The sequence below is a fragment of the Ramlibacter sp. genome (assembly GCF_036383835.1).
In the GTDB taxonomy this organism is placed as follows: Bacteria; Pseudomonadota; Gammaproteobacteria; order Burkholderiales; family Burkholderiaceae_C; genus Ramlibacter.
The window spans coordinates 1-15,872 of the sequence record NZ_DASVNN010000053.1; the positions used below are offsets into that span (position 1 = coordinate 1).

General features: G+C 69.2%; 14 protein-coding genes. 6 read left to right on the top strand and 8 right to left on the bottom strand.

Translation table 11 applies throughout. The features are described 5' to 3' along the window. Window positions 1-491: 491 nt before the first annotated feature. Both VF522_RS08680 and VF522_RS08685 read right to left on the bottom strand, forming a co-directional pair. A complete protein-coding gene (locus tag VF522_RS08680) occupies window positions 492-2,522 on the bottom strand; it encodes a C1 family peptidase (RefSeq protein WP_330907844.1) in 2,031 nt (676 codons plus the stop codon). Window positions 2,523-2,697: 175 nt separating this feature from the next. Continuing rightward, entirely contained in the window at window positions 2,698-2,943 is a 246-nt protein-coding gene (locus VF522_RS08685) for a hypothetical protein (protein WP_330907845.1), read from the bottom strand. 68 nt (window positions 2,944-3,011) lie between these two features. Here VF522_RS08685 and VF522_RS08690 point away from each other — a divergent pair, with 68 nt between their 5' ends. The 3 genes from VF522_RS08690 to VF522_RS08700 all read left to right on the top strand — a co-directional run bounded on the left by VF522_RS08690 (window position 3,012) and on the right by VF522_RS08700 (window position 5,179). After that, window positions 3,012-3,713, top strand: a complete 702-nt coding sequence (locus VF522_RS08690; RefSeq protein ID WP_330907846.1) for a tyrosine-protein phosphatase — start codon at window positions 3,012-3,014, stop codon at window positions 3,711-3,713. A gap of 247 nt (window positions 3,714-3,960) precedes the next feature. Then, window positions 3,961-4,338, top strand: a complete 378-nt coding sequence (locus VF522_RS08695; RefSeq protein WP_330907847.1) for a hypothetical protein — start codon at window positions 3,961-3,963, stop codon at window positions 4,336-4,338. Between the two features lie 22 nt (window positions 4,339-4,360). Next, window positions 4,361-5,179, top strand: coding sequence for an alpha/beta hydrolase (locus VF522_RS08700; protein ID WP_330907848.1), 819 nt, complete (start codon window positions 4,361-4,363; stop codon window positions 5,177-5,179). Window positions 5,180-6,152: 973 nt separating this feature from the next. Here the strand turns inward: VF522_RS08700 and VF522_RS08705 are convergent. From VF522_RS08705 to VF522_RS08720, 4 genes are all read right to left on the bottom strand, one after another. Beyond that, a complete protein-coding gene (locus VF522_RS08705) occupies window positions 6,153-7,445 on the bottom strand; it encodes a TRAP transporter large permease (protein WP_330907849.1) in 1,293 nt (430 codons plus the stop codon). Next, the gene (locus VF522_RS08710; RefSeq protein ID WP_330907850.1) at window positions 7,442-7,954 is read right to left on the bottom strand and encodes a TRAP transporter small permease; all 513 of its coding nucleotides are present in this window, start codon (window positions 7,952-7,954) and stop codon (window positions 7,442-7,444) included. Before VF522_RS08710 ends, VF522_RS08705 begins: the two co-directional genes overlap by 4 nt. 83 nt (window positions 7,955-8,037) lie before the next feature. Beyond that, a complete protein-coding gene (locus VF522_RS08715) occupies window positions 8,038-9,009 on the bottom strand; it encodes a TRAP transporter substrate-binding protein (RefSeq protein ID WP_330907851.1) in 972 nt (323 codons plus the stop codon). 206 nt (window positions 9,010-9,215) lie between these two features. Next, window positions 9,216-10,895 (bottom strand): electron transfer flavoprotein-ubiquinone oxidoreductase, encoded by a 1,680-nt coding sequence (locus VF522_RS08720; RefSeq protein WP_330907852.1) that lies wholly within the window; start codon window positions 10,893-10,895, stop codon window positions 9,216-9,218. A gap of 130 nt (window positions 10,896-11,025) precedes the next feature. On the opposite strand from VF522_RS08720, the gene VF522_RS08725 reads away from it, so the two are divergent. The 3 genes from VF522_RS08725 (at window position 11,026) to VF522_RS08735 (ending at window position 13,902) form a co-directional block, all read left to right on the top strand. Beyond that, window positions 11,026-11,808 carry an SDR family oxidoreductase gene (locus VF522_RS08725; protein ID WP_330907853.1) on the top strand — a complete coding sequence of 261 codons (783 nt, stop codon included), beginning with the start codon at window positions 11,026-11,028 and terminating at the stop codon, window positions 11,806-11,808. A gap of 13 nt (window positions 11,809-11,821) precedes the next feature. Beyond that, entirely contained in the window at window positions 11,822-12,715 is an 894-nt protein-coding gene (locus VF522_RS08730) for a DMT family transporter (protein ID WP_330907854.1), read from the top strand. Window positions 12,716-12,972: 257 nt separating this feature from the next. Beyond that, window positions 12,973-13,902 carry a hypothetical protein gene (locus VF522_RS08735; protein WP_330907855.1) on the top strand — a complete coding sequence of 310 codons (930 nt, stop codon included), beginning with the start codon at window positions 12,973-12,975 and terminating at the stop codon, window positions 13,900-13,902. On the opposite strand, the gene VF522_RS08740 is transcribed toward VF522_RS08735, so the two are convergent. After that, complete coding sequence (locus VF522_RS08740; RefSeq protein WP_330907856.1) at window positions 13,841-15,232, bottom strand: ATP-binding protein; 1,392 nt, start codon at window positions 15,230-15,232, stop codon at window positions 13,841-13,843. The genes VF522_RS08735 and VF522_RS08740 overlap by 62 nt on opposite strands. Continuing rightward, window positions 15,213-15,872 carry a response regulator gene (locus VF522_RS08745; protein WP_330907857.1) on the bottom strand — a complete coding sequence of 220 codons (660 nt, stop codon included), beginning with the start codon at window positions 15,870-15,872 and terminating at the stop codon, window positions 15,213-15,215. The genes VF522_RS08740 and VF522_RS08745 overlap by 20 nt, the downstream gene beginning before the upstream one ends.

The following is a 15,872-nucleotide window of genomic DNA, read 5'->3' on the forward strand; positions in this document are numbered from 1 at the left end:
CGGGGGCAAACCTGAAAGTCGGATCCCGGCGCCGCCACGCGAAGAACTCCTCTGGAGTTTGCCCGCGCGCGGGCAAACTCCAGACTCGAACAGCTTCGCGAGCCAGAAACGTACGCACGGCTCGATACGCCCTACGGGCTCTCGTAGCCGCGCTGGGCCGCCTGCCCGGTCCTCGCAGGCGCCATGCCTTGATGCGCGACCCCGGCCCCGCCCGCACGGGGGCTGGCAGCAGGGGAGGGCGGTGGCGCATCGATCCGTTGCCATCACCACCGCCATGGGTCTTGGTGTTGTGGCGTAGGGTGGGCAAGCTCGCTTGCCCACCGTTTCACCGTGGGCCGTCATGGTGGGCAAGCAATGCTTGCCCACCCTACAGCGGACATGACTTGCTCGATCAGGCAGAGCGTGCCCCTCACCCCAACCCTCTCCCCGGAGGGGAGAGGGAGAAATACCCCAAAGCCCCGGATCCCCGCCTCCGCGGGGATGACGGGCACTCACGTCCGCAACTGCGTCTGCCGATCGATCGCCTCCCGGCGCGTGCGCAGCGACGAACTCGAACGATGGAATTCGAAGGCCATGCTCTCCACCGGCGCTGCTTTCGCCGCCGGCGAGGCCGCGAGGATGCGCGCCAGCGTGGACTGCACCGTCGCGAGGTCGTCGTCGAAGGCGCCGTGTTCCGTGCTGCGCGAGGCGTTGATGGCGCCGGACGGCACGTCGTTCGGCGAGAACACCAGGTCCGCCGCGCCGCCGGTGAACAGCTGCCGCAGCGCCTCGTCGCGCGCGATCCATTTCTCCATGCCCACGATCGGCGTGCCTTCGCCGTAGCGCCGCGCCTCGAAGGCGCGCGACACCAGGTACAGCAGCGACTTGTTGTAGATGCGGGCCACGTTGTCGTCCTGCTCCGCCTTGTCGCTGAGCACGTACAGCGACAGCCGCCCGATCGAGCCGTCCTTCACCGCCGGCACGTAGGCCTGCTTGAACAGGTCCACCGTGGCCGCCGGCGCCCACAGCGTGCAGGTGGAGACGCCGACGCCGAATCCCGTCTGGCCCGACAGATAGCCCGACTCGATGCGGCCCGCGGCCGCCGCCAGCATGCGCACCACCGGCGCCATGAAGATCGAGCCGGCGCTGTGCCCGACCACGTGCACCTGCAGCGGCATGCGCGCGTGCAGTTCGGCGAGGTATTGCAGGGCGAGCTTCGCGCCGCCGTGCGCCTCGCTGGCGCCGAGCGCGTTCTCCTTCATCTCCTCCCAGCCCGCCTTGCCCGTGAAGCCGCGGGCCAGCAGCTCGATGGTGTCGTCCAGCCGGTCCAGCAGGAAGTCCCGGGCCGACGTCAGGGCGCCTTCGGGGCGGCGCCGGCGCATCGCATCTTCCAGGAGGTTGGTGATGGTCGACCAGTAGTCGCTGTGCCAGATGAAGGAGATCGGGTAGACCTGCGCGTCCAGCATCGCGCCGCGGTAGTCGGCCAGGCGCTGGATCGCGCTGCGTTCGTCGACCAGGCCGCCGTGCGCGTACAGCATCACGCGCTTGACCGGCCAGTCCTTCATCGCGCGCGGCATGTCCACTTCGAAGATCTCGCGCACTTCGTCGGCCGAGGTCCCGTAGTCGCCGTAGGTGCGCAGGCGCCCGTCGTTGCCCAGGCTCACGATGTGGGGCCGCAGGTCGGCATACGAATACGCGCTGGAGCGGCCGGCGGTGGGCGCGTGCGCGATCGCCGAGGATTCGCTCAGCCGAAGCGTCACCGGCGCGCCCAGCCGCGCCACCCAGACGTCGGTGGCGTTGGCCAGCCAGTCGTCGTAGCCGATGCGCGCGAAGCCTTCGCGGCCCCACTTCGGTCCCCACGAATTCTGGATCCAGAAGCCTTGCGCGTCGTAGGCCACGATGGCGAAGGCATGCGCGCCAGCCGTCGGCGCGGGGTAGGGGATGGTGCCTTCCGCCGTGACCTGTTCCCAGCCGGCGTGCACGTCGGCGGTGGCATACAGGATGCCGACCTCCGCCAGCGCGCTGTGCATCGCGACGAGGTCGCAATGGTTCACGCGCAGGTAGGCGCCCAGCGGCCGGCGCAGCGCGTCCGCCGTGCGCGCGTCGTTCAGGCGGCCGGCGCCCTTGCGCGTCCGGTGGCCGGAGGTCCACTCCGTCTCGCCGCACACGCCGTGCTTGTGCCAGCCCTTCATCGCGCCGCGCGCGCTGGAGCCGCTGTAGTCCTCGCCCGGCCACTCGTCGTAGCGGCGCGCCATCTCGTAGAGCATGCGCGGGCTCACCGGCGAGGGGTCGGGCATCACCTTGCGGCGGGTGAGCAGGTAGTTGGCGACGGTGGCCAGGCCGTAGCCGGTGCAGGCGCCTTCGCTGCCCTGGTCGAGCACCGGCACCTTCCACGCGCGGTAGTCCGCCAGCGGGATGTGCGTGGGGACCTCGATGAGGGTGGGCTCGAACAGGCGGTCGCGGAAGTCCAGCGTGTCGCGTCGGGCGTTCAGGACGCGCTGGACGACCGAACGCCCCGCGCGGGTGGCGATCGTCGGTGCCATGGGGCTACCTCCCTGTCTCGTTGTGCCGCGCCGCCGCCGGGCAGCGCCGCGCCATCGTGCATGGCCCGTGCGGCCGCGTCAACGCCCGGACCGGCAAGCTGGAGGATTCGCCGGAGGCAGGGCGATTCCTACGTGCGCGGCCTGTGCGAGCCGACAGTCCGCGCGACGGGGCTGCCTAGATTCGTTCATTGACAGCAATCGCCACCAAAAAGGAGCAAGCCATGGCATCTCGCAGTTCTTCTTCCTCGTCCAAGTCCTCGCCGTCCAAATCGTCGCCGTCGCGTAGCAGCAGCAGCCGCGCCAGCGCGTCCAGCAGCCGCAGCTCCAGCAGCGGCAAGAGCGAGCGCGCCAGCGCCAAGGGCAGCAGCCGTTCTTCCTCTCCCTCCAGCCGCAGCAGCAGCAGCCGCTCGTCGAAGAGCAAGTAGGCCCGCACGGGGGCCATGCCTGGTCGGCGCGAGCCGCCAGGCATTTTTTTTGCAGAATGGCGGAATGCGCTTTGCGAGTTCCTCCAACTTTCGCGGTGTCGGCGCCGACGGTGCCGCGCTGCGCAACCTGTACCGTTCCGACCACCTCGGCGCCCTCGACGCTGCCGATGCCGCGCAGATCCGCGCGCTCGGCGTCACCCGCGTGCTCGACTTCCGCGGCGTGCAGGAGCGCAGTTGCGCGGCCTGCCGGCTCACCGGCGTGACGGTGCATTCGCTGCCGATCGAGCCCACCATCGTGCTAAAGCTCTCCGGGCTGCTGGCCGGCGGCCACCGGCCCACCGCCGCCGACGTGGCCGCGCACATGCAGGACACCTATCGCGGCTTCGTGCGCGACAACACGCCGCGCTTCGCCGAGTTCTTCCGGCACCTGCTCGCTTCGGGCGAACCGACCGTCTTCCACTGCACCGCGGGCAAGGACCGCACCGGTTTCGCCGCCGCGCTGCTGCTGAAGGCGCTCGGCGCGCCGGACGAGGAGGTGATGCAGGACTACCTCCTCACCAACGACCGCCTGCTGCTGCCCGAGGTGTCGCGCTCGGCGCTGCCGCGCGAAGCCATGCAGGTGCTGTGGCGGGTGCAGCCGGCGTTCCTGCTGGCCGCGCTCGACGAGGTCGACACCCGCTACGGTTCCCTGGAAGGCTACTTCCGCGAGGGCCTGCAGCTGCGCGAAGCCGAGCGCGCCCGCCTGCGGTCGCTGTACCGTCCGTAGCAAATCCTTGCTAGCCCGCCGGAGGGATGGCAGGCGCCTCGCCCGCGCGCAAGCTGGCCCTGTCGCCGGTCCCCTGCTTTCCTGACGCGCGGCGCGCCAGCCTCCTACGCAACGCTCCGGGCGGAACCGACAGGTCTGCAGTGGCGGCGGGCGAACACTCCATGGCATGGCAGGCGAAAGCCGGCCGAAGAATCTGCAAAGAGCAAAGGAGTCCGCGATGCCCAACCAGGAACAATCCCGAGACGGGATGCCGCGCAAGGATCAGGACCGACCGTCCCCGGACGTGGAGCGCTCTCCGGTCGCCACCGGCGATCCGGCCCGCCAGGAAGACCGCGGCGACGGCCCCGGCAAGATCGGCCTCACCAGCGACGAGCAGCCCGACCTGGTGGCGCCGTCGGGCGTCAACCAGCGCGACCATGGCGCCGCCGACGATGCCCCCTCGGCCGGCGGCTCGCTGGACTTCGACGACGGCACCGACATGGTCCACCCGCGCGGCAAGGTGACCGAAGCGGGCCGGACCTGGAACGAGAAGAACCCCAGCGACGCGGGTGACCTCGGTGCGCCCAACGCCGGGATGTCCGACCGCAACGGCCCGAGCGATCCCGATGCCAAACGCAATCGCTAGGACCCTGCGAGGGGGAGGCAACATGGTTTACGCGATCTTCTCCGCCTCCGTCCTGCTGGCCATCGGCGCGATCTATGCCGGCGCCATCGGATGGCTCTACTTCCGGCAGGAACGGCTGCTGTTCGAACCGGCCCCGCTGCCGGCCGACGAGCCGATCTGCGACGACTGCGACACGCGCGAGTACTTCGTCGACGTCCCGGGCGCGCGCCTGTCCGTCGCCCACATGGCGCTGCCCGATCCGCGCGGCGTGTTCTTCTTCCTGCACGGCAACTCGGGCAACCTGAAGAAATGGTTCGTGGAGCTCGAGGCCTTCCGCCAGGCCAACTTCGACGTGGTGATGTTCGATTACCGCGGCTTCGGCAAGAGCACCAGCCAGATCGAGAGCGAGGACCAGCTGCGTTCCGACGTGGCGGCGGTGTGGCACCACGTCGCGCCGATGTACGAGGGCAAGCGCGTGGTGATCTCGGGCCAGTCGCTCGGCACCGGCCTCGCGGCCGGCCTGGCCGCGCAACTGTGCTCCGACGGGCACGCGCCGGACCTCACGCTGCTCGTCTCGCCTTACAGCAGCATGCAGGCGCTCGCGGCGGAGCTGTATCCCTGGGTGCCGATGCAGGTGCTGCGCTATCCGCTGCACACGCTGGAACACGCGGCCAAGCTGCTGGGCCCGGTGATGCTGATCCACGGCGAGAAGGACGAACTGATCGGCATCCACCACAGCGAGACCCTGTACAAGTCCATGCGCAAGGCCGAACTGCTGCGGGTGACCGGCGCCGGGCACAGCGACGTGCACCAGTTCCCGACGGTGCGCAAGGCCTTGCTGTCGGCGCTGGGACGGCTCTGAGTCGTCGTCGCTGCAGAGGCGTCGTCATCCCAGGCGTCGTCATCCCCGCGTAGGCGGGGACCCAGAGCTTTCTGTCTTCGAAGCGGCGCTTTCGCGCCGCTTCCCGCTTTTTCGCATCGCGCCGGCTGCCACCCCCCGCGCGGGCGGGGCCGGAGTCGCGCTGGCATGGCGTCCTTCAGCGCCTTGCGGCGCTTCGGCAAACCTGCGAGAACCGGGCAGGCGGCCCCCGCGACCGAACTCGCTGCGTGTTTGCCCGCGCGCGGTCAAACACTCCGCTCAGACACCGGTGTCGCGAGTCAGAAACGTACGCGTGGCTCGATACGCCCTACGGGCTCTCGTAGCCGCGCTGGGCCGCCTGCCCGGTCCTCGCAGGCGCCATGCCTTCATGCGCGACCCCGGCCCCGCCCGCACGGGGGCTGGCAGCAGGGCAGGGCGGTGGCGCATTGTTCGTTGCCACTGCCGTCGTCCGCGTGATCGCCGTAGGGTGGGCAAGCTCGCTTGCCCACCGTTTCATCGCGGCGCCGCATGGTGGGCAAGCAAAGCTTGCCCACCCTACAGGGATCACGACGTCCTCGATCAAGCAGAGCTCTGAACGTCGCGGCAGGCGGTGCGCGGTGTGGGCCCGCATCAAGGGGCGGCGCCTGAAAGTCGGATCCTGGTGGCGCAGCACGGCTACGAGAGCGCGTAGCGCGTATCGAGCCGTGCGACCGTTTCTGGCTCGCGAAGCTGTTCGACGTCTGGAGTTTGGCCGTGCGCGGCCAAACTCCAGACTAGTTCTTCGCGCGCGCCGCCGGGATTCGACTTTCAGGTTTGCCCCCGAAGCGAATGCGAGGGGGACGCCGCCCCAGCGGGTCCACACCGCGCGCCGCCTGACGCGACGCACCCCGCTGCTCAAAAGCGGGAAGCGGCGCAACAGCGCCGCTTCAAGACAGGAAGCCCTGGATCCCCGCCTACGCGGGGATGACCCGCGTGGTCACTTGAACCCCAGCGCGTGCGGCAGCCAGGTGCTCAACGCCGGCACGAACGTCAGCAGCACCAGCACGATGCCGTGCGCGTAGAGGAAGGGCTTCAGCTCCCGCATCAGCGGCCCCAGCGGCACGCGCGACACGTTCGACGTGACGAACAGCAGTCCGCCCACGGGCGGCGTGATCATGCCCAGCGTCAGGTTGAAGATCACGATCATCGCGAAGTGGATCGGGTCGATGCCCAGCTTGATCGCCACCGGCGCCAGGATCGGCGCCAGCACCATCACGCCCGGCAGCGGCTCGATGAAGATGCCGAACACCAGCAGCAGCACGTTGACCAGGATCAGGAACATCCACGGCGACAGCTTCAGCGCGATGATCCAGTCGGCCATCGCCTGCGGCACGCCCTCGATGGTCAGCACCCAGGCGAACGACGCCGACAGGCCGATGATGATCAGCACCGAGGCGGACAGCAGCGCGGAGCGCGCCAGGATGTCCGGCAGCATCTTCCACTCCAGCGTGCGGTACAGGAACTTGCCGCACACCAGCGCGTAGAACACCGCCACCACCGACGCTTCCGTCGGCGTGAACCAGCCGGCACGCATGCCCCCGAGGATCACCACCGGCAGCAGCAGCGCGGGCAGCGCCTTCCAGGTGGTGCTCAGGATCTCCGCGAGCGACGGGGTTTCGCCGTCGCCCTTGTAGTTGCGCTGCTTCGACACCCACCAGTTCACCACGCACATGGCCACCGCGATGACGATGCCCGGCAGGATGCCCGCCACGAACAGCGCGCCGACGGAGACGTTGTCCTCCGCCAGGGCGTAGATGATCATGGTGATCGACGGCGGGATGATGGGCCCGACGATCGCGGTGGACGCGGTGAGCGCCGCGGCATAGGACCGGTCGTAGCCGGCCTTGTCCATCATCTTGATCAGCATCGAGCCCGGGCCCGCGGCGTCGGCGAGCGCGGAGCCGGAGATGCCGGAGAAGAAGGTCAGCGACACCACGTTGGTGTAGCCCAGGCCGCCGCGGCGATGGCCGACGAACTGGCCGGCGAAGCGCAGCAGCACCTCGGTGAGCGAGCCGCCGCTCATGAGTTCGGCCGCGAGCACGAAGAAGGGCACCGCCATCAGCGGGAAGCTGTCGATCCCGGTGAAGGTTTCCTTCAGCAGCACGAACAGCGGGTAGCTGTCGGCCGTCAGCAGTGCGGTCACCGTGGCGATGCCGAGCGCGAAGGCGACCGGCACGCCGATGGCGAGGTACACGCAGGCGGAGAGGACGAGGACGAGACTGGCGCTCATAGGGCCGCCGCCGCTGCCGCGTCGAAGTGCGCGTCGGTCGCGAAGGTGCGCCCGGCGACGTAGCCGCGGGCGATCAGCAGGAAGTGCACGCACAGCAGCACGCCGCCGACGAGCATCGCGCTGTAGATCCACGCGAACGAGACCTGGGTCGCGGCGGTGAGCTGGAAGCGCGTGCGCTCGATGTACAGCCAGCCGTACCAGATCATGAACAGGAAAAAGGCGAACAGCAGCAGGGCCACCAGAAGGCGCATGGCCACGCCGAGGCGACGCGGCACGGCGTCCTGCAGGTTCTCGACGGCGATGTGGCCGCCGTAGCGCAGCACCGGTCCGGCGCCGAGGAAGGTCAGCCAGATCATCATGTGCCGCGACACTTCCTCCGCCCACTCGATCGACTGGTTCGTGAGGTAGCGCAGGGCCACGTTGGTGAAGATGATGACGGCCATGGCCGCCAGCAGCAGGATCAGGGTCCAGCGGTTGGCCGCCAGGAACCAGCGCTCGAAAGTTTTCATGTCGTAATGGTTCTCTTGTCTCTCGATGCGCGGCGCCCAAAAAAACACCGCCCGCAGGCGGTGTCTCGCGGGCGCCGTGCGGATCAGCGCACGTCCTGGATCTTGCGGATGTTGTCCGCGCCGAATTCCTTCGCGTAGCTCACGTAGGCGGGCTTGAGCGCCTCGCGGAAGGCGTTGCCGTCGACCTTGCGCACGACCTTCATGCCGTCCTTCTCCAGCTGGGCGATGCCGTTGGCCTCGTCCTCGTTGACCTTCTTGCGCTGGGCCTCGCCGCCCTTCTTGGCCGCCGCGGTGAACACCTTCTTGTCGGCGTCGGACAGCTTGTTCCAGGTCTTGGGCGACAGCAGCAGCAGCGCCGGCGAGTACACGTGGCCGGTCAGCGACAGGTGCTTCTGCACCTGCGAGAACTTGGACGACAGGATCACGGGGATCGGGTTCTCCTGGCCGTCGACGGTGCCCTGCTGCAGCGCGCCGAACAGTTCGGGGAAGGCCATGGGCGTGGGCAGGATGCCGAAGGTCTTGTAGCCGTCCATGTGCACCTTGTTTTCCATGGTGCGCATCTTCAGGCCGGCGGCGTCGGACGGCTTGACGATGTCGCGCTTGCTGTTCGTCATGTGGCGGAAGCCGTTCTCCGTCCAGCCCAGGGCGATGATGCCCTTGGAGGGGAACTTGGCCAGGATGTCCTGGCCGATCGGGCCGTCCATCACCTTGCGCGCGTGGTCGTAGTCGCGGAACAGGAAGGGGATGTCGACGATCTTGACCTCAGGCACGAAGTTGCCGACGGGGCCGGTGGAGGTGTTCACGAGATCCTGCGTGCCGAGCTGCACGGCCTCGATCTGCTCGCGCTCGCCGCCCAGCGCGGAGCTGGGGAAGTGCTGGCACTTGTAGCGACCCTGGGTGCCCTTCTCGACCTCGTCGCAGAACACGGTGGAGCCGACGCCGTAGTGCGACTCCTTGGTCGTGGCGTAGCCGATCTTCAGCACGGTCTGCGCCTGGGCGGCGCCCGCCGCGAGCATGGCGATGGCCAGGGCGGCGAACGAATGGGTGAACTTCATGGGACGGGTCTCCAGTGGAATGGGCGGCAAAACCCGCCGATCATGCCCGCGGTCAAGTGGCCTGACCACCGGGATTTTACGGACGAGCAGCGTCAGCTTGCCGTCATCCTCGCGATTCGTCATTCCCGCGGAGGCGGGAATCCAGGGCGTCGAGGTGGCGCTTGCAGGATGCCCTGGATCCCCGCCTGCGCGGGGATGACGGTGCCCTACATGTTCGGATAGTTCGGCCCGCCGCCGCCTTCCGGCGTGACCCACACGATGTTCTGCGTCGGGTCCTTGATGTCGCAGGTCTTGCAGTGCACGCAGTTCTGCGCGTTGATCTGCAGGCGCGGCGCGCCGCCGTCGGCCTCCACGAATTCGTAGACGCCGGCGGGGCAGTAGCGGCTTTCCGGGCCGGCGTACTTCTGCAGGTTCACCTGCACCGGCACCGAAGCGTCCTTCAGCGTCAGGTGCGAGGGCTGGTCCTCGGCGTGGTTGGTGTTGGAGATGAACACCGACGACAGCCTGTCGAAGGTGAGCTTGCCGTCCGGCTTCGGGTACACGATCGGCTTGCACTCGGCCGCGGGCTTCAGGTACACGTGGTCCGGCTTGTCGCGGTGGATCGTCCACGGGATGCTCCCGCGCAGCAGGAACTGCTCGATCCCGGTCATGAAGGTCGCCACCGAGCGGCCCTTCTTGAACCACTGCTTGAAGTTGCGCGCCTTGTTCAGCTCCTCGTACAGCCACGATTTCTCGAAGGCTTCCGGATACGCCGCGAGTTCGTCGTGCTGGCGGCCGGCCGTCACCGCGTCGAACGCGGCGCGCGCGGCCAGCATGCCGGTCTTGATCGCGGCGTGGCTGCCCTTGATGCGCGAGGCATTGAGGTAGCCGGCATCGCAGCCCACCAGCGCGCCGCCGGGGAACACCGTCTTGGGCAGCGACAGCAGGCCTCCCACCGTGAGCGCGCGCGCGCCGTAGGCCAGGCGCTTGGCCGTGCCGCCCTCGAAGTACCAGCGGATGTTCGGGTGCGTCTTGAAGCGCTGGAACTCCTCGAACGGCGACAGGTACGGGTTCTGGTAATCGAGGCCGACCACGAAGCCGATCGCGATCTGGTTGTTCTCCATGTGGTAGAGGAACGAGCCGCCGTAGGTCATCTCGTCCAGCGGCCAGCCGGCGCTGTGCAGCGCCAGGCCCGCCTGGTGGCGCGAGGGATCGATCTCCCAGATCTCCTTGATGCCGATGCTGTAGCTCTGCGGGTCGCGGCCGTCGTCGAGCTTGTAGCGCGCGATCAGCTGCTTGCCCAGGTGGCCGCGCGAGCCCTCGGCGAAGATCGTGTACTTCGCATGCAGCTCCATGCCGAGCTGGAAGTTCTCGGTGGGCTCGCCCGCCTTGCCGACGCCCATGTTGCCGGTGGCCACGCCCTTCACGGACCCGTCCTCGTTGTAGAGGACTTCGGCGGCGGGGAAGCCGGGGAAGATCTCGACGCCCAGCCCCTCGGCCTGCTGCGCGAGCCAGCGCGTGACGTTGGCCAGGCTCGCGATGTAGTTGCCGTGGTTGCCGAAGTTGGGCGGCAGCAGGAAGTTCGGCACGCGCTTGCCGCCGTTCTCGCCGAGGAACAGGAAGATGTCCTCGGTCACGGGCACGTTCAGCGGCGCGCCCTTTTCCTTCCAGTCGGGAATCAGTTCGGTCAACGCGATCGGGTCGATGATCGCGCCCGACAGGATGTGCGCGCCGGGCTCCGAGCCTTTCTCGAGCACGACCACCGACACTTCCTTGCCTTCCTGCTGCGCGAGCTGCTTGAGGTGGATCGCGGTGGCCAGTCCGGCGGGTCCGCCGCCGACCACGACCACGTCGTATTCCATCGCTTCGCGCGGTCCGAACTGGGCCAGGATTTCTTCTTGCGTCATGGGGTCTCGTCGATAATGGTTCGCTGTCGCGAGCGTTGCGCGGCGCGTGCTCTCGAGGCAGCCGCATTCTATGCGTGGGCCCCGGCGCCGCGAACGACCGTTCGTTTTCGATTCTAGAGAGGATTGCCCAGTGGCTTACAGCATCGACCTGTCCGGCCGTGTCGCCTTCGTTACGGGCGCTTCGAGCGGCCTCGGCGCGCAGTTCGCCCGGTCGCTGTCGCGCGCCGGCGCCGCGGTCGTGCTGGCTTCGCGCCGCATCGAAAAGCTGAAGGACCTGCGCGCGCAGATCGAGGGCGAGGGCGGCGACGCGCACGTGGTCGGCTGCGACGTCACCGACGTCGGGAGCATCCGCGCCGCGGTGGCGCATGCCGAGACGGAGATGGGCTCCATCGACATCCTGGTGAACAACTCGGGCGTGAGCACCACGCAGCGCATCCAGGAAGTGGGCGAGGAGGACTTCGACTACGTCTTCGACACCAACGTGAAGGGCGCCTTCTTCGTCGCGCAGGAAGTGGGCAAGCGCATGCTGGCCCGTTCCAGGGGCGCGGCGCCCGGCTCCTTCACGGGCGGGCGCATCATCAACATCGCGTCGGCTGCCGGCCTGCGCGTGCTTCCGCAGATCGGCGTGTACGCCACCAGCAAGGCCGCGGTGATCCACATGACGAAGGCCTTCGCACTGGAGTGGGGCCGCTTCGGCATCAACGTCAACGCGATCTGCCCCGGCTACATCGACACCGAGATCAACCACCACCACTGGCAGACGGAGCAGGGCCAGAAGCTGGTGCAGATGCTGCCGCGCAAGCGCGTGGGCCGGCCGGACGACCTCGAAGGCCTGCTGCTGATGCTGGCCTCGGACCAGAGCCACTTCATCAACGGCGCGGTGATCTCCGCCGACGACGGCTTCAGCCTGTGATGCATCCGCGCGGATGCTGACCGGTGTGCTGGCCGGCCTCGCGGCCGGCGCCCTGTGGGGCCTCGTGTTCGTGGCGCCGCGCATGGTCTCGGGCTACGGCTCGGTGGACCTGGCGGCGGGGCGGTTCGTCGCGTACGGCGTCGTCGCCCTGGCGGTGTGCGCGTGGGTGCGGCGCCCGCTGCCGAGCGCGCGGCAGGCCCTCGCCGCCGCCGGCTTCAGCCTGCTGGGCTTCACCGGCTACTACCTGCTGCTGGTGCTCGCGATCCGCGACGCGGGAACGGAAGTGCCGACGCTGATCATCGGCACGATCCCGATCTGGGTGATGCTGCTCGGCAAGCCCGGCCACCTGCGCTGGGGCGCACTCGTCCCCGGCATCCTGCTCACCGCCGTCGGCCTGTTCCTGATGATCTCTCCCTCCGCCTCCGGGGGAGGGCTGGGGTGGGGGCAGTCCCCGCACTACCTGCGCGGCATCCTCTTCGCCTGCGCCTCGCTCGCCTGCTGGACCGCGTTCGCACTGCTCAATTCCGCCTGGCTGAAACGGCATCCGGAAGTGCGCGCCACCGACTGGGCCAACTGGCTCGGACTGGCCACCGGCCTGGGCGCGATCGCGCTGTGGCTCGCCGCGGGCTCGGATGTGCAGACATTGCGCTCGCAGCCCGACGCGCCGCTGTTCCTCGCGCTGGCGTTCGCCACCGGCGCCGGCTCCGCGTGGCTGGCGACCATCCTCTGGAACATCGCGAGCCGGCGCCTGTCGGCCAGCCTCTGTGGCCAGCTGATCGTGAGCGAAACGCTGTTCGCGCTCGCCTACTCCTTCGCCTGGGACGGGCGCTGGCCGACGCCGGCGCAGGCGGCGGCCGTCGCGCTGTTCACGCTGGGCATCCTCGCCTCGATCCACGCGCACCGCTGAAGCTGCACGCGGCGTGGGTCATCTGTTGATTTTCGCGTCCTGTGTGAGCGGACGTAAATGGGTCCTCTCGCACGTTCCGTAGCGAAGCTTGCGAGGTTCGAGTCCCGGCCGGGCAGACCCGCGCTCCCACAATCGATCGCCGTGCCTTTCCTGCACGCGCCGCCCCGCATGGCGCTTCGTGCGATCCCCTCGTCTTTGGGAGACCTCGAATGACTTTCCGCAAAACTTCGCCATCGCGCGCAGAACGGTTTCTGCGTGTGACCCGATGCACCTCCCTGTTGCTTGCCGGGCTGCTGGCGCTGCCCGCCATGGCCGCCACTTCGGCGGGCTGCGAAGGGGGTGGCTTCACCGTGCTCGGCCACACCGGGGTGTTCGACGACACCATTCCGGCATCCAGCGTGCCCGCCAGGTTCACCGTGGTGGGCAAGTTCCAGCGCTTCGAGGTGGTCGCAGCCACCTTCGCGATCGAGAACCACCAGTTCCTGCCGACGAACAATCCCCTGGACATGACCAGCAACATGGTCACGCCCGTGTGGGCGAGCAAGACCCCGGACCACCGCGGATTGGTGCTGAACTCCGGGATCGAGCTCTCCATCGACGCGGAGGTGCTCGAGCTGCAGCGCCTGGGCCCCGGCCTGTCCATGAAGATCCAGGCCAAGGACTGCGCCAACGGCGGGGTGTTCCAGATGGAACCCGAGCGCGCGGACGGCACCGAGACCTTTATCACGCACACCCTGGCCAATGCCCCGGGGAGCGTGCTGCAGCCGTTCTACTTCGACAACCCGAACTTCCGCGCGCGCGAAGGCGACACCGTGCCTTACAAGGACACCACGGTGGTGGTCACCGCCCGCATCAACATCGCCAACGACTTCTCGCCGCGCTTCGTCGCGCGCGACAGTCCGCAGGTGGCGCGGCGGATCAGCGAAGCGGCTTGCACCAATCGCATCGCTACGCGCACCGGCGGCGTCGCGATCGTGCAGCACTGCGGCGGCCGCTCGATCTGGGCGGTGGCCAGCGGCGGGCGCATGGGCTTCGTGACGGGCGAGGACGCGATCGAGGTCGCGCCGCCGGCGGCGCCCTGCACGTCGAAGTGCCAGGCGCAGAACCGGGTGCGCGGACAGTCCGTCAAGCTGGGCTTCCCGTTCCCGGTGCCTGGACCATCGCGCCTGCAGCCACGCTTCCCGTAACTCGTACGGGGTGGGCGGGCAAGGTCACTTCCACCAGCAGCCCGCCCAGCCGCTGCGACCGGTCCAGCCGGACGGTCGCGCCGTGCCGCCTCGCGATCGCCTGCACGATCGCGAGGCCCAGGCCGCTTCCCGGGGCCGTGTTGCCGCCTTCGCCGCGGTAGAAACGGTCGAACACGCGCTGCCGTTCCGCCTCGGGGATGCCGGGCCCGTTGTCCTCCACGGCGAGGACCACGTTTTCTCCGCTGCGCGCGACGGTGACGTCGACCCGGCCGCCCGCCGGCGTGAACTTCACCGCGTTGTCCAGCAGGTTGCGCAGCAGGATGTGCAGCGGATCGAACTGTCCGCGCACCTCGATGCGCTCCTCGGGCGCCTGCACGCCGAGGTCGATGCCGCGCGCGTGCGCCTGCGGCAGCACGTCGCCGACTGCCGCGCGGCAGAGCGCCTCGAGGTCCACCGCTTCCCAGGGCGCCTCCTCGCGCGCCACGTCGCCTTCGGCGCGCGCCAGTGCCAGCAGCTGCGACAGCAGCTGGATCGCCCGCTCGGTGCCGGCCTCCAGTTGCCGCACCGCGTGGTCGTGCTCGTCTCCCGGCGGCAAGCGCCGCAGGGCCTGCGCCTGCAGCTTGAGCGCCGTCAGCGGCGAGCGCAGTTCGTGCGCGGCGTCGGCGACGAAGTGGCGCTGCGACGCGAAGGCCGTGTCCACGCGCCCGAACAGCTGGTTGATCTCCTGCACCAGCGGCAGCACTTCCTGCGGCACGCCGGCTTCGGGCAGCGGCGAGAGGTCTTCCACCGGCCGGTGCGCCACCTGGCGGCGCATGCGGTCCAGCGGCTGCAGCGCGTTCTGGATGATCCACCAGGCGGCCAGCATCAGCAGCGGCGCGAGCAGCACCACGGGCAGCACCGCCTGCAGGGCGAGGTCCCGCGCGCGGTCGCGGCGCGCGTCGAGGTCCTGCGCGACCTGGATGGTGCGGCCGCCCGTGCGCAGCAGGTAGATGCGGTAGTTCACGCCGTCGATGGCGGCGTCGGAGAAACCGAGCACGCCCGCGTCCGGCAGCTCGACGCCGTGCGAGCGGTATTCGCGCAGGCCGCCCGGGCCCCACACCTGGATCGAGAACTCGTACAGCCGCGCGTCCGACGGCGCCAGCGGCATGCCGGCGCCCACCGACTGCGCGAACTGCTGCAGCTGGGCGTCGAACAGGGCGTCGGCATTGCCCAGCGCGGCGCGGTAGGCCGTGCCGGCCTGGATGGCGGTGACGACGGTGATCGCCGCCAGCAGCAGCACCAGCAGCCGCGCCCGCAGCGACGGCCCGCCTTCAAGCACGCGGAACCACATACCCGAGACCGCGCACCGTCTGGATCAGGTCGGCCCCCAGCTTCTTGCGCAGGCCGTGCACGTACACCTCCACCGCGTTGCTGCTGATGTCTTCCTTCCAGCCGTAGAGCTTCTCTTCCAGCTGCCGGCGCGAGAAGACCACGCCCGGGCGCAGCAGCATGGGCTCCAGCACCGCCCATTCGCGCGAGGACAGCGTCACGGGCACGCCGTCGACACTTGCTTCGCGCGTCGCGGGATCGAGTGCCACGCCCTTGTGCTGGAACACCGGCTCGCCGCGGCCGGCGCTGCGGCGGATGAGGGCGCGCATGCGCGCCAGCAGCTCGTCGATGTCGAAGGGCTTGAGCACGTAGTCGTCGGCGCCGGCGTCCAGGCCCGCGATGCGGTCGCTCACCGCGTCGCGGGCGGTGGCCACCAGCACGGGGATGTGCACGCCCCGGTCGCGCAGGCCCCGCAGCACCGTGAGGCCGTCGCGTCGGGGCAGCCCGAGGTCCAGCACCACGAGGTCGTAGTTGCCGTCGCGCAGGGCGGTCTCGGCCAGCGCGCCGTCGCGCACCCAGTCGGCGGCGTAGTGCTGGGCGCGCAGGGCGTCCAGCACCGCCTCGCCGATCATGGCGTCGTCTTCGACCAGCAGCACGCGCAT